This is a genomic window from Nocardia mangyaensis (assembly GCF_001886715.1).
Lineage (GTDB): Bacteria > Actinomycetota > Actinomycetes > Mycobacteriales > Mycobacteriaceae > Nocardia > Nocardia mangyaensis.
The window spans coordinates 1,512,334-1,536,171 of sequence record NZ_CP018082.1; the positions used below are offsets into that span (position 1 = coordinate 1,512,334).

The 23,838-nt window shown below is 69.2% G+C and carries 25 protein-coding genes; 20 read left to right on the forward strand and 5 right to left on the reverse strand.

Features of this window, described 5'->3' with window-relative positions; all coding sequences use genetic code 11:
- Positions 1-72: 72 nt before the first annotated feature.
- The 12 genes from BOX37_RS06870 (at position 73) to lexA (ending at position 11,091) form a co-directional block, all read left to right on the forward strand.
- Positions 73-1,338, forward strand: coding sequence for a glutamate-5-semialdehyde dehydrogenase (locus BOX37_RS06870; RefSeq protein ID WP_071926905.1), 1,266 nt, complete (start codon positions 73-75; stop codon positions 1,336-1,338).
- Positions 1,339-1,340: 2 nt separating this feature from the next.
- Positions 1,341-2,213: an AAA family ATPase gene (locus BOX37_RS06875; protein ID WP_156910293.1), complete on the forward strand. Its 873-nt coding sequence runs from the start codon at positions 1,341-1,343 to the stop codon at positions 2,211-2,213.
- A 2-nt stretch (positions 2,214-2,215) separates the two neighbouring features.
- Entirely contained in the window at positions 2,216-3,607 is a 1,392-nt protein-coding gene (locus BOX37_RS06880; RefSeq protein WP_071926907.1) for a vWA domain-containing protein, read from the forward strand.
- 11 nt (positions 3,608-3,618) lie between these two features.
- Positions 3,619-3,960 (forward strand): MmcQ/YjbR family DNA-binding protein, encoded by a 342-nt coding sequence (locus BOX37_RS06885; RefSeq protein ID WP_071931247.1) that lies wholly within the window; start codon positions 3,619-3,621, stop codon positions 3,958-3,960.
- Between the two features lie 150 nt (positions 3,961-4,110).
- Positions 4,111-5,223 carry a hypothetical protein gene (locus tag BOX37_RS06890; RefSeq protein WP_071926908.1) on the forward strand — a complete coding sequence of 371 codons (1,113 nt, stop codon included), beginning with the start codon at positions 4,111-4,113 and terminating at the stop codon, positions 5,221-5,223.
- A gap of 11 nt (positions 5,224-5,234) precedes the next feature.
- A complete protein-coding gene (nadD, locus tag BOX37_RS06895; RefSeq protein ID WP_071926909.1) occupies positions 5,235-5,876 on the forward strand; it encodes a nicotinate-nucleotide adenylyltransferase in 642 nt (213 codons plus the stop codon).
- Between the two features lie 46 nt (positions 5,877-5,922).
- Positions 5,923-6,339, forward strand: coding sequence for a ribosome silencing factor (gene rsfS, locus BOX37_RS06900; RefSeq protein WP_071926910.1), 417 nt, complete (start codon positions 5,923-5,925; stop codon positions 6,337-6,339).
- Entirely contained in the window at positions 6,336-6,995 is a 660-nt protein-coding gene (locus BOX37_RS06905; RefSeq protein ID WP_071926911.1) for a histidine phosphatase family protein, read from the forward strand. The genes rsfS and BOX37_RS06905 overlap by 4 nt, the downstream gene beginning before the upstream one ends.
- Positions 6,985-9,003, forward strand: coding sequence for a diglucosylglycerate octanoyltransferase (gene octT, locus BOX37_RS35130; RefSeq protein WP_240505249.1), 2,019 nt, complete (start codon positions 6,985-6,987; stop codon positions 9,001-9,003). The genes BOX37_RS06905 and octT overlap by 11 nt, the downstream gene beginning before the upstream one ends.
- A gap of 3 nt (positions 9,004-9,006) precedes the next feature.
- Positions 9,007-9,849, forward strand: coding sequence for a DegV family protein (locus BOX37_RS06915; RefSeq protein ID WP_071926912.1), 843 nt, complete (start codon positions 9,007-9,009; stop codon positions 9,847-9,849).
- A gap of 63 nt (positions 9,850-9,912) precedes the next feature.
- Positions 9,913-10,407 carry a GNAT family N-acetyltransferase gene (locus BOX37_RS06920; protein WP_071926913.1) on the forward strand — a complete coding sequence of 165 codons (495 nt, stop codon included), beginning with the start codon at positions 9,913-9,915 and terminating at the stop codon, positions 10,405-10,407.
- A gap of 33 nt (positions 10,408-10,440) precedes the next feature.
- Positions 10,441-11,091, forward strand: coding sequence for a transcriptional repressor LexA (gene lexA, locus BOX37_RS06925; RefSeq protein WP_071926914.1), 651 nt, complete (start codon positions 10,441-10,443; stop codon positions 11,089-11,091).
- Positions 11,092-11,102: 11 nt separating this feature from the next.
- On the opposite strand, the gene BOX37_RS35740 is transcribed toward lexA, so the two are convergent.
- Entirely contained in the window at positions 11,103-11,237 is a 135-nt protein-coding gene (locus BOX37_RS35740; RefSeq protein ID WP_276207240.1) for a hypothetical protein, read from the reverse strand.
- Positions 11,238-11,264: 27 nt separating this feature from the next.
- A complete protein-coding gene (locus BOX37_RS06930; protein WP_084760700.1) occupies positions 11,265-11,483 on the reverse strand; it encodes a DUF2332 family protein in 219 nt (72 codons plus the stop codon).
- A gap of 178 nt (positions 11,484-11,661) precedes the next feature.
- Here BOX37_RS06930 and BOX37_RS06935 point away from each other — a divergent pair, with 178 nt between their 5' ends.
- The 4 genes from BOX37_RS06935 to BOX37_RS06950 all read left to right on the forward strand — a co-directional run bounded on the left by BOX37_RS06935 (position 11,662) and on the right by BOX37_RS06950 (position 18,032).
- The gene (locus tag BOX37_RS06935) at positions 11,662-12,630 is read left to right on the forward strand and encodes a ComEA family DNA-binding protein (RefSeq protein ID WP_071926915.1); all 969 of its coding nucleotides are present in this window, start codon (positions 11,662-11,664) and stop codon (positions 12,628-12,630) included.
- Positions 12,631-12,934: 304 nt separating this feature from the next.
- Positions 12,935-15,664, forward strand: coding sequence for a ComEC/Rec2 family competence protein (locus BOX37_RS06940; RefSeq protein WP_071926916.1), 2,730 nt, complete (start codon positions 12,935-12,937; stop codon positions 15,662-15,664).
- Positions 15,661-16,629 carry a DNA polymerase III subunit delta gene (gene holA / locus BOX37_RS06945; RefSeq protein ID WP_071926917.1) on the forward strand — a complete coding sequence of 323 codons (969 nt, stop codon included), beginning with the start codon at positions 15,661-15,663 and terminating at the stop codon, positions 16,627-16,629. Before BOX37_RS06940 ends, holA begins: the two co-directional genes overlap by 4 nt.
- Before the next feature lie 110 nt (positions 16,630-16,739).
- Positions 16,740-18,032, forward strand: coding sequence for an LCP family protein (locus BOX37_RS06950; protein ID WP_084759464.1), 1,293 nt, complete (start codon positions 16,740-16,742; stop codon positions 18,030-18,032).
- A gap of 6 nt (positions 18,033-18,038) precedes the next feature.
- On the opposite strand, the gene BOX37_RS06955 is transcribed toward BOX37_RS06950, so the two are convergent.
- Together BOX37_RS06955 and rpsT are read right to left on the reverse strand one after the other, a co-directional pair.
- Positions 18,039-18,284 (reverse strand): hypothetical protein, encoded by a 246-nt coding sequence (locus BOX37_RS06955; protein WP_071926919.1) that lies wholly within the window; start codon positions 18,282-18,284, stop codon positions 18,039-18,041.
- Positions 18,285-18,360: 76 nt separating this feature from the next.
- A complete protein-coding gene (gene rpsT / locus BOX37_RS06960) occupies positions 18,361-18,621 on the reverse strand; it encodes a 30S ribosomal protein S20 (protein WP_071926920.1) in 261 nt (86 codons plus the stop codon).
- Positions 18,622-19,027: 406 nt separating this feature from the next.
- On the opposite strand from rpsT, the gene BOX37_RS06965 reads away from it, so the two are divergent.
- From BOX37_RS06965 to BOX37_RS06980, 4 genes are all read left to right on the forward strand, one after another.
- Positions 19,028-20,563, forward strand: coding sequence for a circularly permuted type 2 ATP-grasp protein (locus tag BOX37_RS06965; protein ID WP_240505383.1), 1,536 nt, complete (start codon positions 19,028-19,030; stop codon positions 20,561-20,563).
- A 5-nt stretch (positions 20,564-20,568) separates the two neighbouring features.
- Entirely contained in the window at positions 20,569-21,546 is a 978-nt protein-coding gene (locus BOX37_RS06970; RefSeq protein ID WP_071926921.1) for an alpha-E domain-containing protein, read from the forward strand.
- Complete coding sequence (locus BOX37_RS06975; RefSeq protein ID WP_084759465.1) at positions 21,543-22,385, forward strand: transglutaminase family protein; 843 nt, start codon at positions 21,543-21,545, stop codon at positions 22,383-22,385. The genes BOX37_RS06970 and BOX37_RS06975 overlap by 4 nt, the downstream gene beginning before the upstream one ends.
- Before the next feature lie 69 nt (positions 22,386-22,454).
- Positions 22,455-23,228 carry an aquaporin gene (locus tag BOX37_RS06980; RefSeq protein ID WP_071926922.1) on the forward strand — a complete coding sequence of 258 codons (774 nt, stop codon included), beginning with the start codon at positions 22,455-22,457 and terminating at the stop codon, positions 23,226-23,228.
- A 12-nt stretch (positions 23,229-23,240) separates the two neighbouring features.
- On the opposite strand, the gene BOX37_RS06985 is transcribed toward BOX37_RS06980, so the two are convergent.
- On the reverse strand, positions 23,241-23,792 hold the full coding sequence (locus tag BOX37_RS06985; protein ID WP_071926923.1) for a type II toxin-antitoxin system PemK/MazF family toxin: 552 nt from the start codon (positions 23,790-23,792) through the stop codon (positions 23,241-23,243).
- Positions 23,793-23,838 lie beyond the last annotated feature (46 nt).

Below are 23,838 nucleotides of genomic sequence, written 5' to 3' on the forward strand. Positions count from 1 at the left end.
CGCCGGTCGGGGCCGCTTTACGGCGTCCGGGTGGCGTCGAACCGGACAGCCGGACTGCGTACGCTGATACCCATGACGGTAGAAGTGACCCCCGAGCTCGACATCCGCGCCGCGGTGCACGACGCCGCCCGCAGGGCTCGCGTCGCGTCCCGAGTGCTGGCTCAGCTGACCACGGCGCAGAAGAACGAGGCCCTGCACGCGGCGGCCGACGCCCTGCTCGCCGCCGCCGATCGCGTCCTCGCGGCCAATGCCGCCGACATCGCGACCGCGCAGACCGCCGGCACCGAGGAGAATCTGCTCGACCGGCTGCGCCTGACCAAGGCCCGTATCGATGGCATCGCCTCGGGCCTGCGCCAGGTCGCCGGCCTGCCCGATCCGGTCGGCGTGGTCGTCCGCGGTTCCACGCTGCCCAACGGCCTCGAGATCCGCCAGACGCGGGTGCCGCTGGGCGTGGTCGGCATGGTCTACGAGGCCCGCCCCAATGTCACCGTCGACGCGTTCGGTCTCGCGCTCAAGTCCGGCAACGCGGCCCTGCTGCGCGGCTCGTCCTCGGCGGCGAGTTCCAACGCCGCCCTTGTCGAGGTGCTGCGCGAAGCCCTTGTCGCCCAGGACATCCCGGCCGACGCGGTGCAACTGCTGCCCAGTCACGACCGTGCCAGCGTCACCCACCTGATCCAGGCCCGCGGCCTGGTCGATGTGGTGATCCCGCGCGGCGGTGCCGGCCTGATCAACGCCGTCGTGCGCGACGCGCAGGTGCCCACCATCGAGACCGGCACCGGCAACTGCCACGTCTACGTGCACGCCGCCGCCGATCTGGACATGGCCGAGGCCATCGTGCTCAACGCCAAGACCCGCCGTCCCAGCGTCTGCAACGCCGCCGAGACCGTGCTCATCGACGCCGCCGTCGCCGAGACCGCGTTGCCACGGCTGAGCAAGGCGCTCGCGGACGCGGGTGTCACCATCCATGGCGACCTGCCCGGTCAGGTGCCCGCCACCGACGCCGACTGGGGTGAGGAGTACCTCACCATGGACATCGCGCTCAAGGTCGTCGACGGCATCGACGCCGCCGTCGAGCACATCAACACCTGGGGCACCGGCCACACCGAGGCCATCGTGACCGCCGATCTGGCCGCGGCCCGCGCCTTCACCAGCCGGGTCGACGCCGCCGCGGTCATGGTCAACGCGTCCACCGCGTTCACCGACGGCGAGCAGTTCGGCTTCGGTGCCGAGATCGGCATCTCCACCCAGAAGCTGCACGCCCGCGGCCCGATGGCACTGCCCGAACTCACCTCCACCAAGTGGATCGTGTGGGGCGACGGCCAGACTCGGCCGGTGTAGTCGTGACCCTGGTACAGGAACCGATCTTCAGCACCGTCGACGAGGTCATCGAGCGGCTCGCCGCCACCGGCTACCTCGCCGACAAGGCCACCGCCACCTCCGTCTTCCTTGCCGACCGACTGGGCAAACCGCTGCTCATCGAGGGTCCGGCGGGTGTCGGCAAGACCGAGCTGTCGCGGGCGGTGGCCCAGGTCGCCGGGGCCGAACTGGTCCGGCTGCAGTGCTACGAGGGCGTCGACGAGGCTCGCGCGCTCTACGAGTGGAACCACGCCAAGCAGATCCTGCGGATCCAGGCGTCGAGCGAGAACGACTGGGCCGAAACCAAAGCCGATGTCTTCACCGAGGAGTTCCTGCTCTCGCGGCCGTTGCTCACCGCCATCCGCCGCACCGAGCCGACGGTCCTGCTGATCGACGAGACCGACAAGGCCGATGTCGAGATCGAAGGGCTGCTGCTCGAGGTGCTCAGCGATTTCGCGGTGACCGTGCCGGAGTTGGGCACCATCACCGCCACGCGCAAACCGTTCGTCGTGCTCACCTCCAACGCCACCCGCGAGTTGTCCGAAGCGCTCAAGCGGCGCTGCCTGTACCTGCATCTGGACTTCCCCGACGAAGAGCTCGAGCGGCGCATCCTGGCCAGCCGGGTGCCCGAGCTGTCCGAGGCAGTGGCCGAGCAGCTGGTGCGCATCGTGCACGTGCTGCGCGGGATGCAGCTCAAGAAGCTGCCCTCGGTGGCCGAATCGATCGACTGGGGCAACACGCTGCTCGCCCTGGGTGCCGAGGACCTCGACGACGCGACCGTGCGCGCCACCCTCGGGGTGGTGCTCAAGCACCGCAGTGATCACCAGCGCGCGCTGGCCGAGCTGAAACTGGCCTGAGCATGACCGCGCCCGCGCCGCACGGACTCGGTGGCCACGTCGCCGGGTTCGTCGCGGCGTTGCGGGCCCGTGGCGTGCCGGTGGGGCCGTCGGAAACCGTCGACGCGGGCCGGGTACTCACCGTCCTCGATCTGCTCGACCGGGAGGCCGTGCGTGAGGGGCTGGCCTGTGCGCTGCTACGCCGTCCCACCCATCGCGCCACCTTCGACGGCCTGTTCGATCTGTGGTTCCCGGTCGCGGTGGGTGAGCGCGGCGCCGACGGACCCGATCTGCCCCGTACTCCCGAGGGGCAGATCGATCTGCCCGCCCTGCGCGAACAGCTCGCCGAACTCCTGGCCGGCCACGACAGCGACACACAGATCCAGCTGCTGGCCGGGCAGGTGGTCGAGCAACTCGGGCAGTACCAGTCCGCGCGCGGCCCCTCCTTCTCGGCGTATCAGGCGCTCAAGGATCTCGCGCCACAGAGCTTGCTGGCCCGCGTGCTGGCGGGGCTGGCCCTGCCACCGGATGCGAGCGAGCGCGACACCGAGGTCGCCCGCCGTGTCGCCAGGGAACGAATCGCGGGATTCCGGGCGAGCGTGGAGGCCGAGACCAACCGTCGCGTCGCCGAACAGATCGGGCGCGAGCGCGTGGCGACCTACGGTGTCGCCCGCCAGGCAGAGGACGCCGACTTCCTGCGCGCCTCCGAGCGCGAACTCACCGAGCTGCGGCGCGGCACTCAGCGCCTGGCCCGCATCCTCGCCTCCCGATTGGCGGTGCGGCGTAAGCGTTCCCGCCGCGGCGAGATCGATCTGCGCAAGACCCTGCGCGCCTCGATGTCGACCGGCGGCGTGCCGATCGACCTGGTGAATCGCAAGCCGCGCCCCGGCCGGCCCGAACTGGTGCTGCTGTGCGACATCTCGGGCTCGGTGGCCGGATTCAGCAATTTCACCCTGCTGCTGGTGAGTGCGCTGCGCGAGCAGTTCTCCCGGGTCAGGATCTTCGCCTTCGTCGACCGCACCGACGAGGTCACCGGCTTCTTCGACCCGCACGCCGGGCTCGACGACGTGCTCACCAGGATCTTCACCGAATCGCGGATCATCGACGCCGACGGCCACTCCGACTACGGCCAAGCACTGACCAGCTTCGCCGATCATTTCGGCGAGGCCGTCACCAGCAGCAGTTCCCTGCTGATCCTCGGCGACGGCCGCACCAACTATCGCAATCCGCGGCTGGAGACCCTGCGCGAGCTGGTCGGCACCGCGCGGCACGCGCACTGGCTCAACCCAGAGCCGAAAAACCTGTGGGGGACCGGTGATTCGGCCGCCCGCGATTACGGCGAGGTGATCGAGATGCACGAATGCCGCTCGGCCCGCCAGCTGACCGAGGTCGTCTCCCGGCTGTTGCCCGTGTGAAGGAGTTGGTGATGAGTGTGGACCCGCTGCCCTACTGCCTGGCCAAACCCGGTGCCTGGCAGGACGAACCGTGGGAGGGCGACATTGTCGCCAAGGTCGGCGACAAGATCTTCGCCTTCCTCGGCGACGGCACCGCGATCGGCCTCAAATGTGGTCGTGACCGCGCCGAAGCCGATGAACTCGTCCTCATTCATCCCGGCGACGTCAGCGCCTCCGCCTACATCGGCCGCTACGGCTGGAACAGCATTCGCCTCGACGGCGCCGTACCGCCCGACGAAATACGCGAACTGATCGACGCCTCCTACGACGCGGTCGTCGCCAAACTGCCGAAGTCCCGGCGCCCGAAGTCCTGAGGACCATCAGCGGACGTTAAGCGAGTCACAGGGTCACCCGACCAAGATCACCGCCATGCTGGCAGGGGCGTCGCGCGGCGACGAGTGGGACGACCGCGGTGTTCGCGATGACGAGATGGTGGTGCGCCCGCACCGGACGACGATCGCACGGTGGGCACGGTCGGCCCGGTGACCGATGTGTTCGACGGCGAGAGTCCCCGCGTCTCCACCGAGTCCGGCGAAGTCGATCCCCGGTCGCCGGATGAGGCGATCGGCGTCGGCCTTGCTGCCGGTGGCGCTGCGGGGACCGCACGGGGTGTGGCACCAGCGGGCTGTCGCGGCACCTGCGATCAACCCGGTCCGGTCTCGGGTGCTGAGCCGAGTTCGGGCGGTTGTCGATGTTCCGGCTCTGGTGCGCGGGCGGCGCGCAGGCTGGCCGAGCTCGCGGCCTTGCGGGTGATCGACGCACCCGCCGCGGCCGAGGAGCAGCTGCGCCGGGCGCTGGTGGTCGGGGGCAGTGAGCTGCGTGGCCGGGAACTCGCGGTCCTGCACACCCAGCTCGTCACGGCGGTCGCCGCGCAGCCCGGCCGCGACCGGGACGTGGCACGCGCGGCCGCCACGGCGGCCGAGTGCTGGCAGCCGATCTCGGCGGCCGACTCGGTGCACCTCAGGCTCGTAGCGGGCCGCGCCTGGCACCGGGCGGGCAGGCACGCCGAGGCGGTGGCCGCACTCGACCTTCCCCTGCTCAACGCCGAGACCGGTTACCCGCCCCGCGAGCTCGCGCAGGTGCGCGCCGAGTTCGCCGAATCGCTGATCCGGCTCGGGCGCTATCGCCAGGCCGCCTGGCAGTTCACCGAGGCGGCACGACTGCTCGCCGGCTCGACGGCGGACCGGCATCGGCACGCCGACCTGGTGTGGTCGGCGGCCGTGACCCGCGAATGCTGCGGTCAGGAAGCCGAGGCGCTGGGCGGCTATCTGTGCGCGGCGGACCTGTGGGGCGACCAGGACAAGATCGTGCCGCGGGCGCAGTGCCTGCGCGCGGCCGCCTGGCTGCAGCTGCGCGGGGAATCGAACCGGGTCCGCGGGCAGTGGTGGGTCACCATCGAGGCCCTGCTCGCGGAACTGGACCGCCGCGTCACCGCCGATCCGGCCGCTCACCTCGTCGAGGAGCTGGAGCGCACCCGCAGCCAGTACACCCAGATGTGCGAGCAGGCCACGGGTGCGGACGAGCAGGAAGGGGCCCCGCTGTACGCCGATCCGCTGGTGTGGTGGGAGTCCCATTAAGCTCGGTCCCCATGCACGAGACAGCTCGGCCGCGCCGCAAGCTCGGCGTGATGGGCGGCACCTTCGACCCGATCCACCACGGCCACCTGGTCGCGGCGAGCGAGGTCGCGAACCGGTTCGCGCTCGACGAGGTCATCTTCGTCCCGACCGGACAACCGTGGCAGAAGGTGAACAAGCAGGTCAGCCCCGCCGAGGACCGGTACCTGATGACGGTCATCGCGACCGCGTCCAATCCGCGGTTCTCGGTCAGCCGGGCCGACATCGAACGCAACAAGGTCACCTATACCGTCGACACCCTGCGCGAGATGCAGAGCGCGCATCCCGACGCCGAGCTGTACTTCATCACCGGTGCGGACGCGCTGGCCAACATCCTGACATGGCAGGATTGGACCGAACTGTTCGAACTGGCGAAGTTCGTCGGGGTGAGCCGACCGGGGTACGAGCTGAACACCGACCATCTCGAGGAACATCTGCGGGACCTTCCCGCCGATGCCGTGACGATGGTCGAGGTCCCCGCGCTGGCCATCTCGTCGAGTGAATGTCGTCGCCGCGCCGCGGAGGGGCGGCCGGTCTGGTACCTCGTCCCTGATGGCGTGGTGCAGTACATATCGAAGCGGCACCTGTATGTGCCCGCAGGAACGGAAGGTGCATGACGTTGAGCGACACGAGCGAGGTTCTGACCTGTCAGGGGGACGCGGCATGAGTGCTTCCGCCGAAGCGATCGACATGGCCAAGGTCGCCGCACTCGCGGCCGACGACAAACTCGCCACCGACGTCGTCGTCCTCGACGTCTCCGAGCAGTTGGTGATCACCGACTGCTTCGTGATCGCGTCGGCGCCCAACGAGCGCCAGGTCAACGCGATCGTCGACAGCGTCGAGGAGAAGCTGCGCGAGGCCGGGCACAAGCCGGTCCGTCGCGAGGGCACCCGCGAGGGCCGCTGGGCGCTGCTCGACTACGTCGACATCGTCGTGCACATCCAGCACAACGACGAGCGCAACTTCTACGCGCTCGAGCGGCTGTGGCGTGACTGCCCGACGGTGCCTGTCGAGGGCATCGCCGCTCCCACGGCTCCGGCCGCCGCCGACGACGCGCGGGCAGAGGACAGCAGCGAGTGAGCAAGTACGCCCATGTGCGCACGCTGATCCTGCTGCGGCACGGGCAGACCGAGTGGAACGCGGCCGACCGGATGCAGGGGCAGATCGATACCGATCTGACCGAGCTGGGCAGGCAGCAGGCCAAAGAGGCAGCGCGCGAACTCGTTTCGCGCAATGCCATCGCGGTCCATGCCTCCGATCTGCGTCGCGCCAAGGAGACCGCGCAGGCGCTCGGCGACATCAGTGACCTGCCGATCGTCACCGACCCGCGGCTGCGCGAGACCAGCCTGGGCGACTGGGAGGGCCTGACCCATCTCGAGGTGGATGCCGACTACCCCGGCGCTCGGGTGCAGTGGCGCCTCGACGCCACTTACACGCCACCCGGTGGCGAGAGCAAACTCGAAGTCGGTGCGCGGTCGCTGCCCGTGGTGCGCGAACTGTACAACGAGCGGCAGGATTGGCCCGGTCGGACTATCATCCTGGTGGCGCACGGCGGGCTGATCGCAGCTCTCACGGCCGCGTTGCTGGAACTGCCTCCAGAGAACTGGCCCGTCCTGGGTGGACTGGCCAATACGAGCTGGGTGCAGCTGTCCAGCCACGGCCCTGACATCGACCGACCCGGCTGGCGCCTCGATGTTTGGAACGCAGCGGCGAAGGTAGCTCCCGATGTCCTCTGAAGAGCCCGTCCGATCGGTACCGGACGAACTGTTCCAGCAGGTGACGGCCAAGGCCGGACGGCAATTGCCGGACGCCCTGTTCGGCCCGCCACCCGCTCGGCCCGCACGCTCCGAGCGTGAGGAGCCGATCCGTTCGGTACCGGACGAACTCTTCCAGCAGGTCACCGCGCGCAGTACCCGATCGCTGCCCGATGCTCTGTTCGGCCCGCCGCCCGCGCCGGTGACTCCCGAGCCCGAGGCGACGGTTGCCGACGAGTCCGACACGGGCACAGACGATTCGGCGGTGAAAAAAGCCGAAGAACCTCCTCCGTCCCAGGTCGACGCCACGGCGGCCGTCGCTGATGCTACGACGAGTTCCGCTGTGCAGGACACGGATGTCACTGCTGCGAAGTTCGCCGCACCGGGCGAGGATCGTGTCGTCGCCGGTGCTGCCACGGACACGTCCGATGATGTGGAATCCGCTGCCGTGACAGCGGATTCCGATCAGGCTTCCGCGAGTACGACCGCTGTGGCGGCTGCTGCCCCTGGCAGTACCGATCCCGGTCGAGCGGCTCCCACCAGCCCGAGCGCGCTTGCCGGATCTCCCGTGGGCACAAGCGCTTCGACCGGACCAAGCCTGGCCGATCCGGCGCCCGACGAGCCGTCGACCGCTGATGTCGACGGCATCGTCGAAACCGACCCCACCGTGGCCGACCCCGCACCGGCCACCAGTGCGGTGCACACAGCCACGGCCCCGGTTGTCGCCGAGTTCACCGAACCCGCCACTTCCGTGGCCGATGCCTCGACTGCGTCCGGCACCGCCGCGGCCAGTGCATCCGCAACGACTGGCCCCGTCGCGGCGGTCAGTGGCGGACCGGCAGTAGCCGCGCCTGCCGTTGTTGAGGCGGGCGGCATGGTGACAAGCGGCCTTTCGGCGGTGGACACAGCCGTTGCATTGACTGCCGACTCTGCGGCAGATACTCGCGCCACTGTGCTCGAAGCCGCTGCTGAATCCAGCGCCACCGCTGCGGCGACCGAAGTGTCCGCTGGGGTTGGCTCGGTCACTGCGTCCGTCGTGGCCGGCGGGTCCGCTGCCGCCAATGCGCCGGTGACAGGCGAGTCGGCGGTCGCCGGTACTCCCGTCGCGTCCGCTGAGGCCGGCACTGCCGCCGCTGTGGCTGCGGGTTCGGTGGTCGTGGAGCCTGATGCCGTTGGTACTGTGGCGGAACACACTGTGCCGCACAGTGAGTCGTTGGCCGTTGCGGGACTGGATTCCGTGCTGGTCCAGGAGGATGCCGCCGACCGGCCCGTCGAATCCGCCTCGCCCCGGCCGGTGCTGTTGGTGATCGCCGATTCGCTCGCGTACTACGGGCCCAAAGGTGGACTGCCCGCCGATGATCCGCGGATCTGGCCGAATATGGTGGCCGCCGAACTGGATTGGGACGTCGAGCTGATCGCCAGGATCGGCTGGACCTGCCGGGACGCCTACTGGGCGCTGATCGGCGATCCCCGGGTGTGGGCCGCGGTGCCGCGCGCCGGCGCGGTGGTCTTCGCCGTCGGCGGCATGGACACCCTGCCCTCGCCGCTGCCCACCGCCCTGCGGGAGCTGATCCGCTACATCCGCCCGCCGCGGCTGCGCCGTGGCGTGCGCGCCTCCTACAACTGGCTGCAGCCGAAGCTGTCGAAACTCGGCCGGCCCGTTGCTCTTCCGCCGAGGGTGAGTGTGGACTACCTCGAGCAATCGCGCGAGGCGTTGGCGCACCTGCGTCCTGAACTGCCGGTGGTCGCGGTACTGCCGTCGGTACACAAGTGCGATGCCTACGGGCGGGTGCACCGGGGCAGGGCGCGCGCGGTCAAGGCGCTGCAGGCATGGTCGGGCAAGACCTCGGTGCCCCTGGTCGACCTCGGTGCGGCCGTGCGCGACGACATCGAGTCGGGTTCGGCGAACCCGGACGGGATCCATTGGGGCTGGGCCGGGCATGCCGCCGTCGCGACGGCGATGACCAAGGCGCTGCAGGAGGTCCGGTAGTCCGTGACCGTTGTGGTGGTCACCGATTCGACGGCCGGGCTGTCCGATGACCTCGTCGCCGAACTCGGTGTCGAAGTGGTGCCGTTGCACGTGCTGGTCGGCGATCGGGAGATCCGCGAGGGTGTCGATCCTGTCGAGATCGACTACGCGGCGGACTCGGTCACGACCTCGGCGGCCTCGCCGGGTGAACTGCGTGAGGCCTACGAACGCGCGCTGACCCACAGCGACGGCGACGGCGTCGTGGCCGTGCACCTGTCGCGCATGCTGTCGGCGACCTGGGAGTCGGGCAGGCAGGCGGTGCGTGACATGGGCGCCGAAGACCGGGTGCGCCTGGTCGATTCGCTCGGCGCGGGCTTGGCGACGGGCCTGCCGGTGCTCGCGGCGGCGCGCCGGGCGCGCGCCGGCGAGACGCTGGACGCGGTCTACGAGTGCGCGGTGGCAGCCGCGGCCCGGGCACGCACCTTCATCCTGGTCAACCGCACCGAACAGCTGCGCAAGGGCGGCAGGCTGAGCAGCGCGGCCGCCTTCTTCGGCAGCGAACTGGTGACCAAGCCACTGCTGCATCTGGTGGAGGGCAAACTCGAGCTGCGGGAGAAGGTTCGCACTCGCTCGCGCGCCTACGCCAAACTCGTCGCGGCCGCGGTGGAGGCCGCGGGCCGCGACGGCGCGGCCCTCGGCATCCAGCATCTCGGTGCAGCCGATGCCGCGCAGACCATCGCCGAGCAACTTCGCGAGCAGCTGCCCGAACTGAGCGAACTCCATGTCGCCGAGTTCGGTCCGACATTGGGCGTGCACCTCGGCGTCGGCGCACTGGGCGTGGCGGTCCTGCCCGGCGGGTGTTCCTGAGATGTGCCTGTTCGGCATCGCGGTGCTGACAACCGGTCCGACCGGGTGTCTACCGTAGAAGCCATGGCAGGCTCCACGACTCGACCGACTACGCATCCGGTGCGCGTGCGCGCCGTCGACTGGGACCATCCGGACGCCGAGACGTTGCGCGCGGAGATGGCCGCCGAAATCGGACCCCGCTACGCCCATCTCGATTTCGCTGGTCTCGGGGGCGACCCCCACGCGGTCGATACCGAAACCGTGCATCGGACCTTCGTCGCTTACGGCGCTGCGGAACCCGCGGGCCATGCCGCGCTGCGCTGGAACGACGGCGAACTCGAACTGAAGCGGATGTTCGTCCGGCTCTCCTACCGTGGCTCCGGTGCCGCGACCGCGTTGCTGCGCGCCGCCGAAGATGCCGTCCGCGTGGCCGGCCTGCCGAGGATGGTCTTGCAGACCGGCCATCTGCAGCCCGACGCGGTGCGTTTCTATGAGCGCAGTGGCTACCAGCGGATTCCGCTGTTCGCTCCGTATCACCTGTTGCCCAAGTCGAACTGCTTCGCCAGGAACCTGGGCTGAGAGCCTGATCACCCGGGCCTCTACGATGCCCCGGTGACCGGATACGACGACTTCGACCACCCCGACACCGCGCACCTGCCTTCGCGCAGGCAACACATCCTCGCCGTGATCAGGGATTCGGTACTCGCCAACGGCTATCCGCCGAGCGCGCGGGAGATCGCCGACGCGGTGGGCCTGCGCTCCACGTCCACGGTCTCCAAACACCTGAAGGCGTTGGAGGAGGACGGTTTCCTGCGTCGCGGCACCACGATGACCAGGCCCATCGACGTCCGCCTGTTTCTGCGCGGAGCGCCCGGCGCGTCCGCGGAGTCCTCGGTCAGCGTCCCGGTCGTCGGTGACATCGCCGCAGGCACGCCGATCCTGGCCGAGCAGCACGCCGACGACGTCCTCACCTTGCCGCGCGAACTGGTCGGCCGCGGTGAGGTCTTCGGTCTCCGGGTGCGCGGCGACTCGATGGTCGACGCCGCGATCTGCGACGGCGACCTCGTCGTCGTACGCAGACAGCACGAGGCGGTCTCCGGTGACATCGTCGCCGCCATGATCGGCGAGGAGGCCACGGTCAAGGTGTACCGGCGGCGCAACGGCCACGTACAACTCGAACCGCGCAACCCCGCCTACTCCGTGATCGACGGCGACGAGGCGGTCATCCTCGGCAAGGTCGTCTCGGTGATGCGCCGGATCTGAGGCTCTCGCTCCTACACCGGGCCGAACCAGTCCAAGGACTGACCGTGCGGCCCGGCGAAAGCCACCGGCACCTCGTCGATCACGAGCTCCAATCGCGCCGTATCCGAATCCCGTTGGGGCAGAAGGTAGACGAGGCCGATAAGCACGCCGGGTCCTTCCTGGGAGACCCAGTGTCAGTGGTGGCGGAAGTCCGGGTAGGAATCCGCGCTCGCGCCGTGCGCTCGCGCGGCTGCCAAGACGAGGTTGGGTTGCTGTTTGCCGGTGGGCAATTCGGCGATCACTGCCAGCACCGCGGGATCCTCGGCGATGTCGAGCGCCCGCTGCTGGTAGAGCGGGGAGTTGCCGCGAGCTTCGCGTAGTGCGAAGTCGCGGAATCGTTGTGCGAGCTGCATGGAACCATGCGTACTGCGAACCGGCCATGAGCGCACCGTATTCACCCGGACCGCGCGGATTTCTTGGCCGAGGCCGTTTTTCGCCGAGTTGTCCACAGGGTCGAAGTTATCCACAGGTTCGTTATCGGCCCTGGTCGGCGCCGGATTCACCGACCCGCGGCGTCGTAGCGTCGCTGCCATGTCACGACACGAAGAACACGAGCGGGTACGGCAACGGCTGGGCGGCCTGGCGGTCAGCGAGCGGCCATGGCCGAGCGGTGTACCGCGGCGCGGTCCCGGGGTCGCTGCGGCGACAGCCGGTGCCCGCACCGGCGACCGCGACCATTGGGACGACGAGGAACTCGCGCCGTCGTCCGGGCCACCGGGGGAGGTGCGTACTCCGGGCTGGCTCGACGACGGCCGGACGGATCGGCGGAACCGATTCGTGCCGGAGCGTTTTCGGCAAGCACGGCTCGATACCGGCCTGAAGGGTTCATTGGCGCTGGGTCTGGTCGGACTGGTCGCGGTGCTGGTGACCGGAGTGATGGTCATGCGCGACCAGCCGATGGCCCAGTCGGTCCCGCCGGTCCCTTCGGTGCGGGCCGACAGTACGACTGTGCGGGCCGAGCCCGCCGTCGAGGTGGCGGCGGTGGCCAGTATGGCGCCGAGTGCGAGCGCGGAGGTCGTCGTCAGCGTGGTGGGGCTGGTCGAGCGAGTCGGCCTGCACCGCTTGCCGGGTGGCTCCCGCGTCGCCGACGCCATCGAGATGGCGGGTGGCATACGCGAGGGCGCCGACCTGGCCGGGTTGAACCTGGCCCAGCGGCTGTCCGACGGAGACCAGGTTGTCGTCGGCGCGACCGGTCCCAACTCGGGCCCACCCGTGCTGGGCAGCGTCATGATCAGCGCCACCGACCGGGCACCGGGCACCGGTCCCAATGTCGCGGGCTCCACCGGCACACCGTCTTCGACCGGGACCTCCCGCGTCGACCTGAACACGGCGAACGAGGCCGAACTCGACGCATTGCCGGGCGTGGGACCAGTGACGGCCAAGGCGATTCTTGCCTGGCGCGCTACCAACGGCCGGTTCACCGATGTCGCCCAACTCGGTGACGTCGACGGGATCGGCCCCGCTCGCCTGGCGCGACTGCGCGACTTGGTGAGGACATGAGCCGTCTGGTCGAACAGGGCTGTCCGGGCGCGGTCGGAGATGCGGGTGACGACATGAATCTCGCGGCCCGCCCGGGCGGGTCAGGAGGGATGGCCGGTGGCAGGAACCATCTGCGCGACCTGGAGGTGACGGGGGGACGGGTGGCGCCAGGGATCGGCTGGACAACTCCGGGGAAGATCGACATCGTCGGTGGTCGCTCGCACCACCCACATGTCGGCCGGGTACCTCGAATGCTGAGCCGCGTCGGCGCGACTGGACGATCCCGTGCGGTGGCGGGATTCGGATGTGACGCCGTGACGCGCGGATGAAGTCGGCGACGCGCACGGGGCCGGCGGTCGAGGAGCCGGAGTGGCAGGTACTCGACATGCGTCTGTTGCCCGCCGCGCTCGGGTGCTGGCTGGCGACGATCGTCGCGGTGACCCTCGGATGGTTCGCCGGCCTGCTGCTCGCGGTCGGCGCTGTCGGGCTGGCGATCGGGCTGTGGGTGGTGTTGCTGTGGGCGATGGCGCATCGGCGGGAACGGTGGCGGGTGGTCGCCGTCACCGGGCTGGCGACCATGGTGCTCGCCGCGGGGTTCGGCGCTGCGGGCGCGTGGCGGGAACACCAGGTGCAGACGCATCCGCTGCGAGAGTCGTTCGGTCGCTCGGTGAATGTGGTCGCGGTGGTGTCCGACGACGCGAAGCCGATGCGCTCCAGCGCTTTCGGCGGTCAGCGGCGTTGGATCGTGCACGCGGGTCTGCGCGAGTTCGGTGGCGGTGCGACATCGACGCGCGTCGGCGGTGCGATCGTCGTCTTGGCGGAGGGCTCCGAATGGGCGGAGTTGTCGCCCGGTCAGGTGGTTCGCTTCCGGGCCAAGGTGAGTGAACCGAATCGGGCGGACCTGACCATCGCCACCTTGCAGGCCAACGCCGTCGTCGAACGGATCGGTGACCCGCCGTGGTGGCAGCGATGGGCCACGTCCGTGCGCACGGATCTGGTGGATTCGGCAGCGCGGGCGTTGCCGCCCGCCGCCGCGGGATTGCTGCCCGCGTTGGTTGTCGGTGACACCTCGGCGCTGTCCGACGAGGTGCGCGATGCCTTCGAAATAGCCGGCCTGCAACACCTCTGCGTGGTCAGTGGCGCGAACTTCACCATCTTGTTGACCGCGTTGCTCGCGCTGACCCGTCTGGCCACAGCGGGTCCGCAGACCAGCGCCGCAGCAGCAGCCGGGGCGGTGGTGCTGTTCGTGGTCGTCGCTCGGCCCGATCCCAGTGTGCTGCGTGCGGCGGCGATGGGATCGGTGACGGTGCTGGCACTGCTGACCGGTCGCCGCAAGCAGGCGCTACCGGCGCTGTGCGCGGCGGTGATCGGATTGCTCGCCGTGGCACCGCAATTGGCGGTGAGCGCTGGATTCGCGCTTTCGGTGATCGCCACAGCAGGTTTGATCCTGCTCGCCCCGAGCTGGGCGGACTGGTTGCGGGCGCGCGGATGGTGGCGCGCACCGGCGGAGATCGTCGCGGTGGCGGCCGGAGCCTTCGTCGTGACGCTGCCACTGATGGTGGCGTTGTCGGGGCGGGTGAGTCTGGTGGCCATCGCGGCGAACGCACTGGTGGCGCCAGTGATCGGGTTGATCACGGTGATCGGGGCAGTCGGTGCGGTCACGGCCTGCCTGTGGGGTGAAGCCGCGGTGTGGGTGCTGTGGTGCGCGCGTCCGCCACTGTGGTGGTTGCTCGGTGTAGCCGATCGCGCCGCGGCGGTGCCTGGAGCCACGGTGTCGGTGAGCTCGGGCGTCACCGCGGGGCTGGTCGCCGCCGTGATCGTCGTCGCGATCGTGGCTGCGCTGCGCTGGTCGAGGACGCGCAGGCTGCTCGCTGTCGCCGTGTTGGGGATGGCAGTGGTGCTGGTACCGGTGCGGCTGTTCCAGCCCGGATGGCCGCCGGACGGGTGGGTGCTGGCGATGTGCGATGTCGGCCAAGGGGACGGGCTGGCACTGTCCGTCGGTTCCGGGGCAGCGGTCGTCATCGACACCGGTCCCGACCCGCGGCTGATCCGCCACTGCCTGGACCGCCTGCGGATCACTCGCATCTCGTTGCTGGTACTCACCCATCCCCATGCCGACCACATCGCCGGACTGTCCGGCGCGATCGACGGGCGTGTCGTCGACGCGATCGGGACCGCACCCGGCGAATTGCGCTCCACCGTCGATCACGACTGCCCTACGCGCCCGCGGGGAGACGACCAGGCCACCACGCAACCCGGTGTTGTTCCCAGCGAATCAGGCGAGACCGCGTCTCCGTCATCGGCCGCCACCACCGAGCCCACCGGGCCGGGACAGCGAGCTGCATCCGGGGCGTCCGGATCGCTGCCGCCGACTGGACCGCCGGTGTCTTCGGCGAGGGTGGCGGCCTCCTGTGCCCTGTCCTCGGCAGGTGACCGGGCGGGCTCCGAAGCGGCCACACATCGCGACCACCACGAACACGCCGACGACTCCGGCGGAGTGGAGCGTGTGTCCGCGCTGGCCCGCGCGGCGCGCATTCCACTGCTCGAGCTCCACGCAGGGCATGTGATCCCTTTCAACGGTGTGGAACTGACGGTTCTCTCGCCGAGCCGGATCGTGCCGACAACCTTGCCACAGAACGAAGCCAACGACCGTTCACTGGTCCTGAAGGCCCGCACCGCGATCGGCACCATCCTGTTCACCGGCGATATCGAAGCCGACGCGCAAACCAGTCTGCTGCGCAACCACGACGTCCGAGCCGACATCCTCAAGGTCCCCCATCACGGATCCCGAACCACCACCCCGGAATTCCTCCGCGCCGTCCATCCCCGCCTCGCCCTGATCAGCGCGGGCGCCGACAATGCGTTCGGCCATCCCCACTCCACCATCACCGCCACCCTCACCGAACTGGGTGCCACCATCGCCCGCACCGACCGCGACGGCGACACCATCGTCCTCGGCGATCCCGCCCACCTACGAACCGTCACGACCCGCCGCCGCACCCCGACCGCGCCCTCCGCACGGCTGTCAGGGGTCCTACGTAGGATCGGCCCGTGAGCGAACACCCTGCGGTGCATCTGGTTCTCGGTGACGAGGAGTTGCTGGTCGAGCGTGCGGTGGCGCGGGTGACCGGGGAAGTCCGGGCGAGTGCCCCCGATCCGGAATCGGTGCCGGTGGACCGGTTGCGTGCCGGGGACGCGAGCACCGCCGAACTGGCGGAGCTGCTGAGTCCCTCACTGTTCGCCGAGGATCGGGTGATCGTGCTCGAGTCGGCTGCGGAGGCGGGCAAGGACGCGGTGGCGGTGATCACCGAGGCGGCGGCCGACCCGCCCGACGGTGTGGTGTTGATCGTGCTGCATTCGGGCGGCGGCCGGGCCAAGGCGTTGGCGTCCGCGCTGCAGAAGCAAGGTGCGGTCGTGCACGACTGCGCGAAACTCGCCAAGGGCGCCGAACGGGCGGAGTTCGTGCGCGCCGAGTTCCGCTCGGCGGGCGTCAAGGTCTCGACCGAGGTGGTCCAGGTCCTGCTCGAATCCGTCGGTTCCGAACTGCGCGAGCTCGCCGCGGCCTGCTCGCAGCTGGTGGCCGACACCGGTGGCAAGGTCGACGCGAATGCTGTGCGCCGCTACTACTCCGGCCGCGCCGAGGTCACCGGATTCGATGTCGCCGAACTGGCCGTTGCCGGCGATCGCCCCGCAGCCATGGAAGCTCTGCGCTGGGCCACCGACCGCGGTGTCGCGCATGTGCTGCTGGCCGACGCCCTCGCCGACTCCGTACACACCATCGCCCGCGTCGGCTCGGCAGGCCGCGGCGACCCGTTCACACTCGCCCAGCAACTCGGCATGCCGCCGTGGAAGGTGAAAAAAGCCCAGGCCCAGGCCCGCGGCTGGAACCCCGCCACCATCGGTACCGCCCTCCAGGTCGTCGCCACCCTCAACGCCGACGTCAAGGGCGGCGCCGCCGACGCCACCTACGCCGTGGAACACGCCCTCTCCCGCATCCTCGACCTCCGAGCCGCAGGCTGAGTCGGCGAACCGGCGCCCGTCCGCACTGACCGACACGGCCGGGTCGCCATGGAATCGGGATCGAATCGCGATGTCTGTCCGCTATCGCAGCTGGCAGGGTTGATCATGACATGGACGAGTCGATCGAGAGCCGGAACGGGGAGCGCGGGCGCGGTCGACGCGCTCGGGGGTCGGCGGGGCCGGTGGCCAGGCGGGTGGTCAAGGTGGTGGTGGCGGCGTTGTCGGCGGCGGTGGTCGTGATCACCGCGTACGGGTGGTCGACGGCGGGGAACTTCGATGCGGGATTTCTGCGCTCGTACGCGCTGGGGGAGGACGCGCCGCATTCGCTCGACGGTGATCTGAACGTGCTGCTGATCGGCCTGGACACCAGGCGCGACCAGAACGGGGACGAGTTGCCGAAGGAGGTGCTCGACCAATTGCACGCGGGTGACGGTGACGAAGGCGGATACAACGCCAACACCTTGATCCTGGTGCACATTCCGGCCGCGATGGACAAGATCGTCGCGGTGTCGATCCCGCGCGACAACTACGTTCCGGTGACCGGCATCCCCGGATACACCCACGCCAAGATCAAGGAAACCTACGGGTTGAAGAAGGCCGCGGTGCAGGACCAGATGATCGCGCGCGGCGTCACCGATCAGCGCACACTCGAGCAGGCGGGCCGGGAGGCGGGCCGGGCCTCGACCGTCGCCGCGGTGCGTGATCTGACCGGCGTGCCGATCGACCGATTCGCCGAGGTCACCCTCGCCGGTTTCTACGATCTGGCCGCCGCGCTCGGCGGGGTCGAGGTGTGCCTGAACAACCCGGTGCGCGACACGGAGTACTCCGGCGCCGACTTCCCCGCAGGCCGTCAGCACCTGAATCCGGCGCAGGCACTGGCCTTCGTCCGGCAGCGGCACGGCCTGGAAAACGGTGATCTGGACCGGACCCATCGCCAGCAGGCCTTCCTGACCTCGGTGGCCCGGCAGCTGCACAGCGCGGGCACGCTCACCGATCCCGGCAAGTTGTCGGCGCTGATGGCGGTGGCGCACCGCAATATCGTGCTGTCGGACGGCTGGAACATGACCGAGTTCGTCCGCACTCTCGGCGGCGCGGACGATCCAGAGGTCGAATTCCGCACCCTGCCGGTGCTGCGCTACGACGTGATCGACGGTCAGGACGTCAATATCGTCGACCGGGCCGCGATCCGCCGGGAGGTCGCCGCCGCGTTCGGGTTGCGGATTCCGCCCTCGTCAACCGTGCGGCCCACCGTGCGACGCACCGAACCGCCGACGGCCTGGTCGACCGAGCAGACGACCGGCGCCTGGCGGACCAGTACGACCACGTCGGTGTCGGGCACTCCCGACGCGGGCACGCCGGTCCGCAGCGACATCACCTCGGGTGAGATCCGCTGTGTGAACTGACCGGACTCACTCGCCGACGACAGCCAACGGCTCCTCGTCGTCCTCGAGGTCCTCGTAGCGGCCTTCCCACTCGTCGTAGAGCGGGACCTCGTCCTCGCGGGTGACGATCCACGCGGCGCCGTAGCCACCGTCCTCGTCGGGCACCATCACATTCTCGATCTTGAGACCGATCCCGAGGATCTCCGCCGCGCGGATCACCTCGGCCAGGTCATCGCCTCGTACCACCGTTTGATTCGCGTACACCGTCAACATGCGCGGAATGGTAGCCGACGACAAAAGCCGCCGTGGTCATCGAGGCCACGGCGGCTGCGTACTACGGGGTACTGCGTCAGATCTTGTTCAGAGCCAGCGCGAGCGCCGACTTCTTGTTGGCCGCCTGGTTGGCGTGGATGACGCCCTTGGAAGCGGCCTTGTCGAGCTTGCGGCTCGCGAACTGCAGCTGCTCAGCAGCCTTTTCCTTGTCACCGGCAGCGGCGGCTTCGCGGAAGGTGCGGATCGCGGTGCGCAGCGCGGACTTGACCGACTGGTTGCGCTTGCGCGCCGCCTCGTTGGTACGGATCCGCTTCATCTGGGACTTGATGTTGGCCACGCCTGTATCCTCTGGTTTCCTGTCGCTGGGTGGTTTGCCTTGAAAGCTCGTTGGGCGCGCGCCCACGATGCAGCAGATGGTGCTGAACTACGGGTAACACCGCGCCGAAGATCGAGGTTACCAGCTGGGCACCCGCCGACGAAATCGGCCCTGCGGCGCCCGCGGATCTCGCTCGCGCGCCGCCGCCGATTTCACCCGTTTCAGGTGATGCAAGAAATTTACCTGTGTCTCACACGACCCTGCTGCCAGGTGATGCACAGTTTTTCTCATGACCTCCACCACTGCGCCGAGTACGGCTCGATCTGCATCACCGGCGTTGGTGAGAACGAACGGGCATCCGGCATCCACGCACACCGGCCTGTTCGAGGGATACGGCCCCGGCCGATTCGCCGACGCCTTCGACGAGATGTTCGACGCCTCGGGCAAGGTTCGGGCGCCCTATCGCGGCATCCACGCCGCGATGGCCGCCAACAACGTCGACGACCTGGCCAAACGCTCCGACGCCCTGGACCGCGCGTTCATCGATCAGGGCATCACCTTCTCGCTGTCGGGCCAGGAACGCCCGTTTCCGCTGGATCTGGTGCCGCGGGTGATCGCGGCCGCCGAGTGGGCCAAGCTCGAACGCGGGATCAAACAGCGGGTCACCGCGCTGGAACTGTTCCTGGCCGACGTCTACGGCGAGCAGAACATCCTACGTGACCAGGTGATCCCCAAGCGGCTGGTCACCTCGTGTGAACACTTCCACCGCGAAGCCGCCGGACTCGTCCCGCCCAACGGCGTGCGCATCCACGTCTCCGGCATCGACCTGGTGCGCGACGAACGCGGTGACTTCCGCGTGCTCGAGGACAACCTGCGCTCGCCGTCGGGCGTCTCCTATGTGATGGAGAACCGGCGCACCATGGCCAGGGTCTTCCCCGACCTGTTCTCCTCGCACCGGGTGCGGGCCGTCGGTGACTACCCGGGGCATTTGTTACGGGCGTTGCGTGCCTCGGCCGCCCCCAACGAGGCCGACCCGACCGTGGTCGTGCTCACCCCCGGCGTGCACAACTCCGCCTACTTCGAGCACTCCCTGCTGGCCAGGCAGATGGGTGTGGAGCTGGTCGAGGGCCGTGACCTGTTCTGCCGCGACAATGTCGTCTACATGCGCACGACGGCGGGGGAGCGCCAGGTCGACGTCATCTACCGGCGCATCGATGACACCTTCCTCGACCCCATGCACTTCCGTCCCGATTCGGTGCTCGGCGTCGCCGGGGTGCTCAATGCCGCCCGCGCGGGCAATGTCGTCATCTCCAGCGCGATCGGCAACGGCGTCGGCGACGACAAGCTGATCTACACCTACGTGCCGACGATCATCGAGTACTACCTGGGCGAGAAGCCGATCCTGCCCAATGTCGACACCTTCCGCTGCTGGCTCGACGAGGAACGCGAGGAAGTGCTCGATCGGGTCGGGGAGCTGGTGATCAAGCCGGTCGAGGGGTCCGGCGGCTACGGCATCGTGATCGGTCCCGACGCGAGCCCCCGCGAGCTCGAGACGATCAAACGCAAGGTCAAGACCGATCCGCGTGGCTGGATCGCGCAGCCGGTGGTGCAGCTGTCGACGGTGCCGACCAAGATCGGCAACGATTTGGCGCCCCGCCACGTCGACCTGCGCCCCTTCGCGGTCAATGACGGTGAGGACATCTGGGTGCTGCCGGGCGGACTGACCAGGGTCGCGCTGCCGGAAGGCTCGCTGGTGGTGAACTCGAGCCAGGGCGGTGGCAGCAAGGACACCTGGGTGCTGGCTTCGCGCTCGGGCACGGCCGAGCGGGAACTGGCCGGTCCGGAACTGGTGAGCGATCCGCCGCAGGCCGATTCGTTCGAGATCGGTCGCGAGCTCAGTGCGCCGCAGGCCAATCAGCAACAGCAGCAACAACAACAGACGCAGCGGCTGATCGGGGAATAACACACATGCTGGCTCGTAACGCCGAATCCCTGTACTGGATCGGCCGATACGTCGAGCGCGCCGACGACACCGCGCGCATCCTGGACGTGGCCGTGCATCAACTGCTCGAAGACGCCACCGTCGACGCCGACCGCACCTCCCGCGTGCTGCTCAAGGTGCTCGGCATCGAGCCCCCCGAAGGGCTGCGCCTCGATGTCTGGTCGGTGACCGATCTCGTCGCGTTCAGCCACGACCACGGCGTCTCGATCAGCGACTCCATCGCCAAGGCGCGCGAAAACGCCCGTGGCGCCCGCGAAGTCACCTCCAGCGAGATGTGGGAGTGCATCAACGCCACCTACAACGGGCTCACGACGGCGGAACGGGCCGCGCGCGGGCTCGGCCCGCACGAGTTCTTCTCCTACGTCAAGGACCGCGCGGCGATGTTCACCGGGCTGACCGACTCGACCTTGAGCCGCGATGACGGCTATCGCTTCCTGCTGCTGGGCCGGTCCATCGAACGCATCGACATGATGGTGCGCCTGCTGCTCTCGCGCGCCGGTGACCGCACCTCCTCACCCGCCTGGGTGACGGTGCTGCGCTCGGCGGGCGCGCACGACACCTACCTGCGCACCCATCGCGGCGCGCTCGACGCCGCCAGGGTCGCCGAATTCATCCTGATCGACCGGCTGTTCCCCCGCTCGGTGTTCCACACCCTGCGGGTGGCCGAGGCCTGCCTGACCGAGCTGGATCAGCGGCCGGGCAGCCGGGTCGGCGCGCGGCACGAGGCGCAGCGCGTGCTCGGCCGGGCACGCAGCGAACTCGAGTTCCTGCCGCCGGGAGTGTTGTTGGAAGACCTGCAGAACCGACTGCTCACACTGCAGAAATGCTGCCGCGAGGTCAGTGAAGCCGTGTCACGTCAGTACTTCCACGCCGCCCCCTGGGTCGCCTGGACCGATGTGCGCAGCAGCCAGGACGGTCGCGTGCAGGTGGAGGGAGAGCTGTGAGCTGGCGGATCAGAGTGGTGCACACCACCGGGTATGTCTACGACGCGCCGGTGACACGATCGTTCAACGAGGCCAGGCTCACCCCGCGCGCGGACAGCAGGCAGAACGTGATCCTCAATCGCGTCGAGACCGTGCCCGCCACCAGGGCCTACCGCTACACCGACTACTGGGGCACCGCGGTCACCGCCTTCGACCTCCACGCGCCGCACACCGAACTCGAGGTGACCGGGTCCTCGGTGGTGGAGACCGAACCGTTCTCCGAGCCGACCGAGGAACTGACCTGGGAGGAATTGCGGGCCGGGCCGGTCGTCGACCGGTTCGACGAAATGCTCAGTCCCACCGCCTATGTGCCGCGTGACCGCAAACTCGCGACCGTGGCCCGTCAGCTCTCGCGTGGTGAGCCGCCCGCCAAGGCGGTGGTGCGCGCCGCGGAGTGGGTGCACAAGGAGATGGACTACATCGCGGGCACGACCTCGGTGCACACCTCCGCGCTGCAGGCCTTCGCCGAACGGCGCGGGGTCTGCCAGGACTACGCGCACCTGACGCTGGTGTTGTTGCGCAGCATGGGAATTCCCAGTCGCTACGTCTCGGGCTACCTGCATCCCAAGCCGAGTGCCGCGATCGGCGAGACGGTGGCCGGGCAGTCGCACGCCTGGATCGAGGCGTGGACCGGGCAGTGGTGGGGTTACGACCCGACCAACAATCTGGCCGTCAACGAACAGCACGTCTCGGTCGGTGTCGGCCGCGATTACGCGGATGTGCCTCCTCTGAAAGGTGTTTTCTCCGGGGGCGGCTCGACAGACCTCGAAGTCGTTGTGGAGGTCACTCGCCTGGCGTAATGTCGCGTTCGCTCGTGCGGACCCCGCTCGTCGGCGGGGGATCACTCCTCCCGAAAGAGGTGGCGGCCGATGCCCACTGCGCAGGAACTCGTCGAAACCGACCCTGTTTCCGAGCCGAAGAAGTGGGCCGCCGAAGCGCTGGGCACCTTCATCCTGGTGATCTGTGGTCTCGGCACGCTGGTGCTCGCCGGTGATCGGGTCGGCGCGCTCGGCGTCGCCTTCGCGTTCGGGCTCACGCTGATGTTCCTGGTGTACGCGATCGGGCCGATCTCGGGCTGCCACGTCAATCCGGCGGTCACCCTCGGACAGTTGCTGCTCGGCCGGATCAGCGCGGTCGGCGCCGCCGGGTACGTGATCGCCCAGCTGATCGGCGCCTTCCTGGCGGGGCTGGTGCTGTTCGCGCTGGCCAAGAACTTGCCCTCCTACGACCGGGGCGTCGACGGGCTCGGCGCCAATGGCTGGGGCGCGCACAGCCCTTCGGCGCTGACCGGTCCGCTGGGCGAGGCCGTCCTGCAGAACGGATACGGCCTGGCGGCCACCATCATCATCGAGGTGATGCTGACCGCGCTGCTGGTGTTCGTGGTGCTGGCCTCCACCGACCAGATCTCCGACGTGCCGCTGGCCGGACTCTCGATCGGTGTCACGCTCACGGTGATCTACCTGGTCTCCCTGCCGATCGACAACACCTCGGTCAACCCGGCACGCAGCCTCGCGGTCGCGCCGTATCAGGACGGGGCGATGGCGCAGGTGTGGGCGTTCGTGGTGTTCCCGCTGATCGGTGGGGCGCTCGGCGCGCTGGTGTACGGCCTGGTGTTCGGGCGCTCGCGCGACCCGCACACCTAGGCCGTGACCCGGTCAGCTCCAGCTGTATTCGGCGACCAGGCGGTGCGCGACCAGGTCGAAGGTCTTGCGCTCGACGATCGCGCCCTCGCGACGGATGCCGTCCTCCGGCACGTCGATCACCCGGTCCAGCCGCACCCAGCTGGCCCGGCCCGCGTTGTCCCACGGGCCCGAGCCGATGCCGACCCAGTTGTGGTCGTGCGCGCGTTCGGGTTTCGACGACAGCATCAGCCCGAGCAGGGTCTTGCGGTCGCGCCCGACCACCAGCACCGGCCGATCCTTGCCATTGGTCGGGTCCTCCTCGAAGGGAACCCAGGTCCAGACGATCTCCCCGGGATCGGCGCGCCCGTCCAGTTGCGGGCAGTAGACGATCTGACGGGCGCGGTGGGCGGTGGGGACGGGCGTGGACGCGGTCGGGCGCACCGCGACGGCCGGTCCCGGCTTGGTCGCCAGGGCCCCCACCAGCTTCTCCAGCAGCCGCGGGCCCTGCTTGCGCACGATCTTCGGGCCCTGTTCCTTGGCGATCACGCCGAGCTGCTTGCCGAGTGTGTTCCAACTGCTGGCCATCCTTGAAATATAACGGGGACCCACGCAACAGTGCACCGGTGACGGA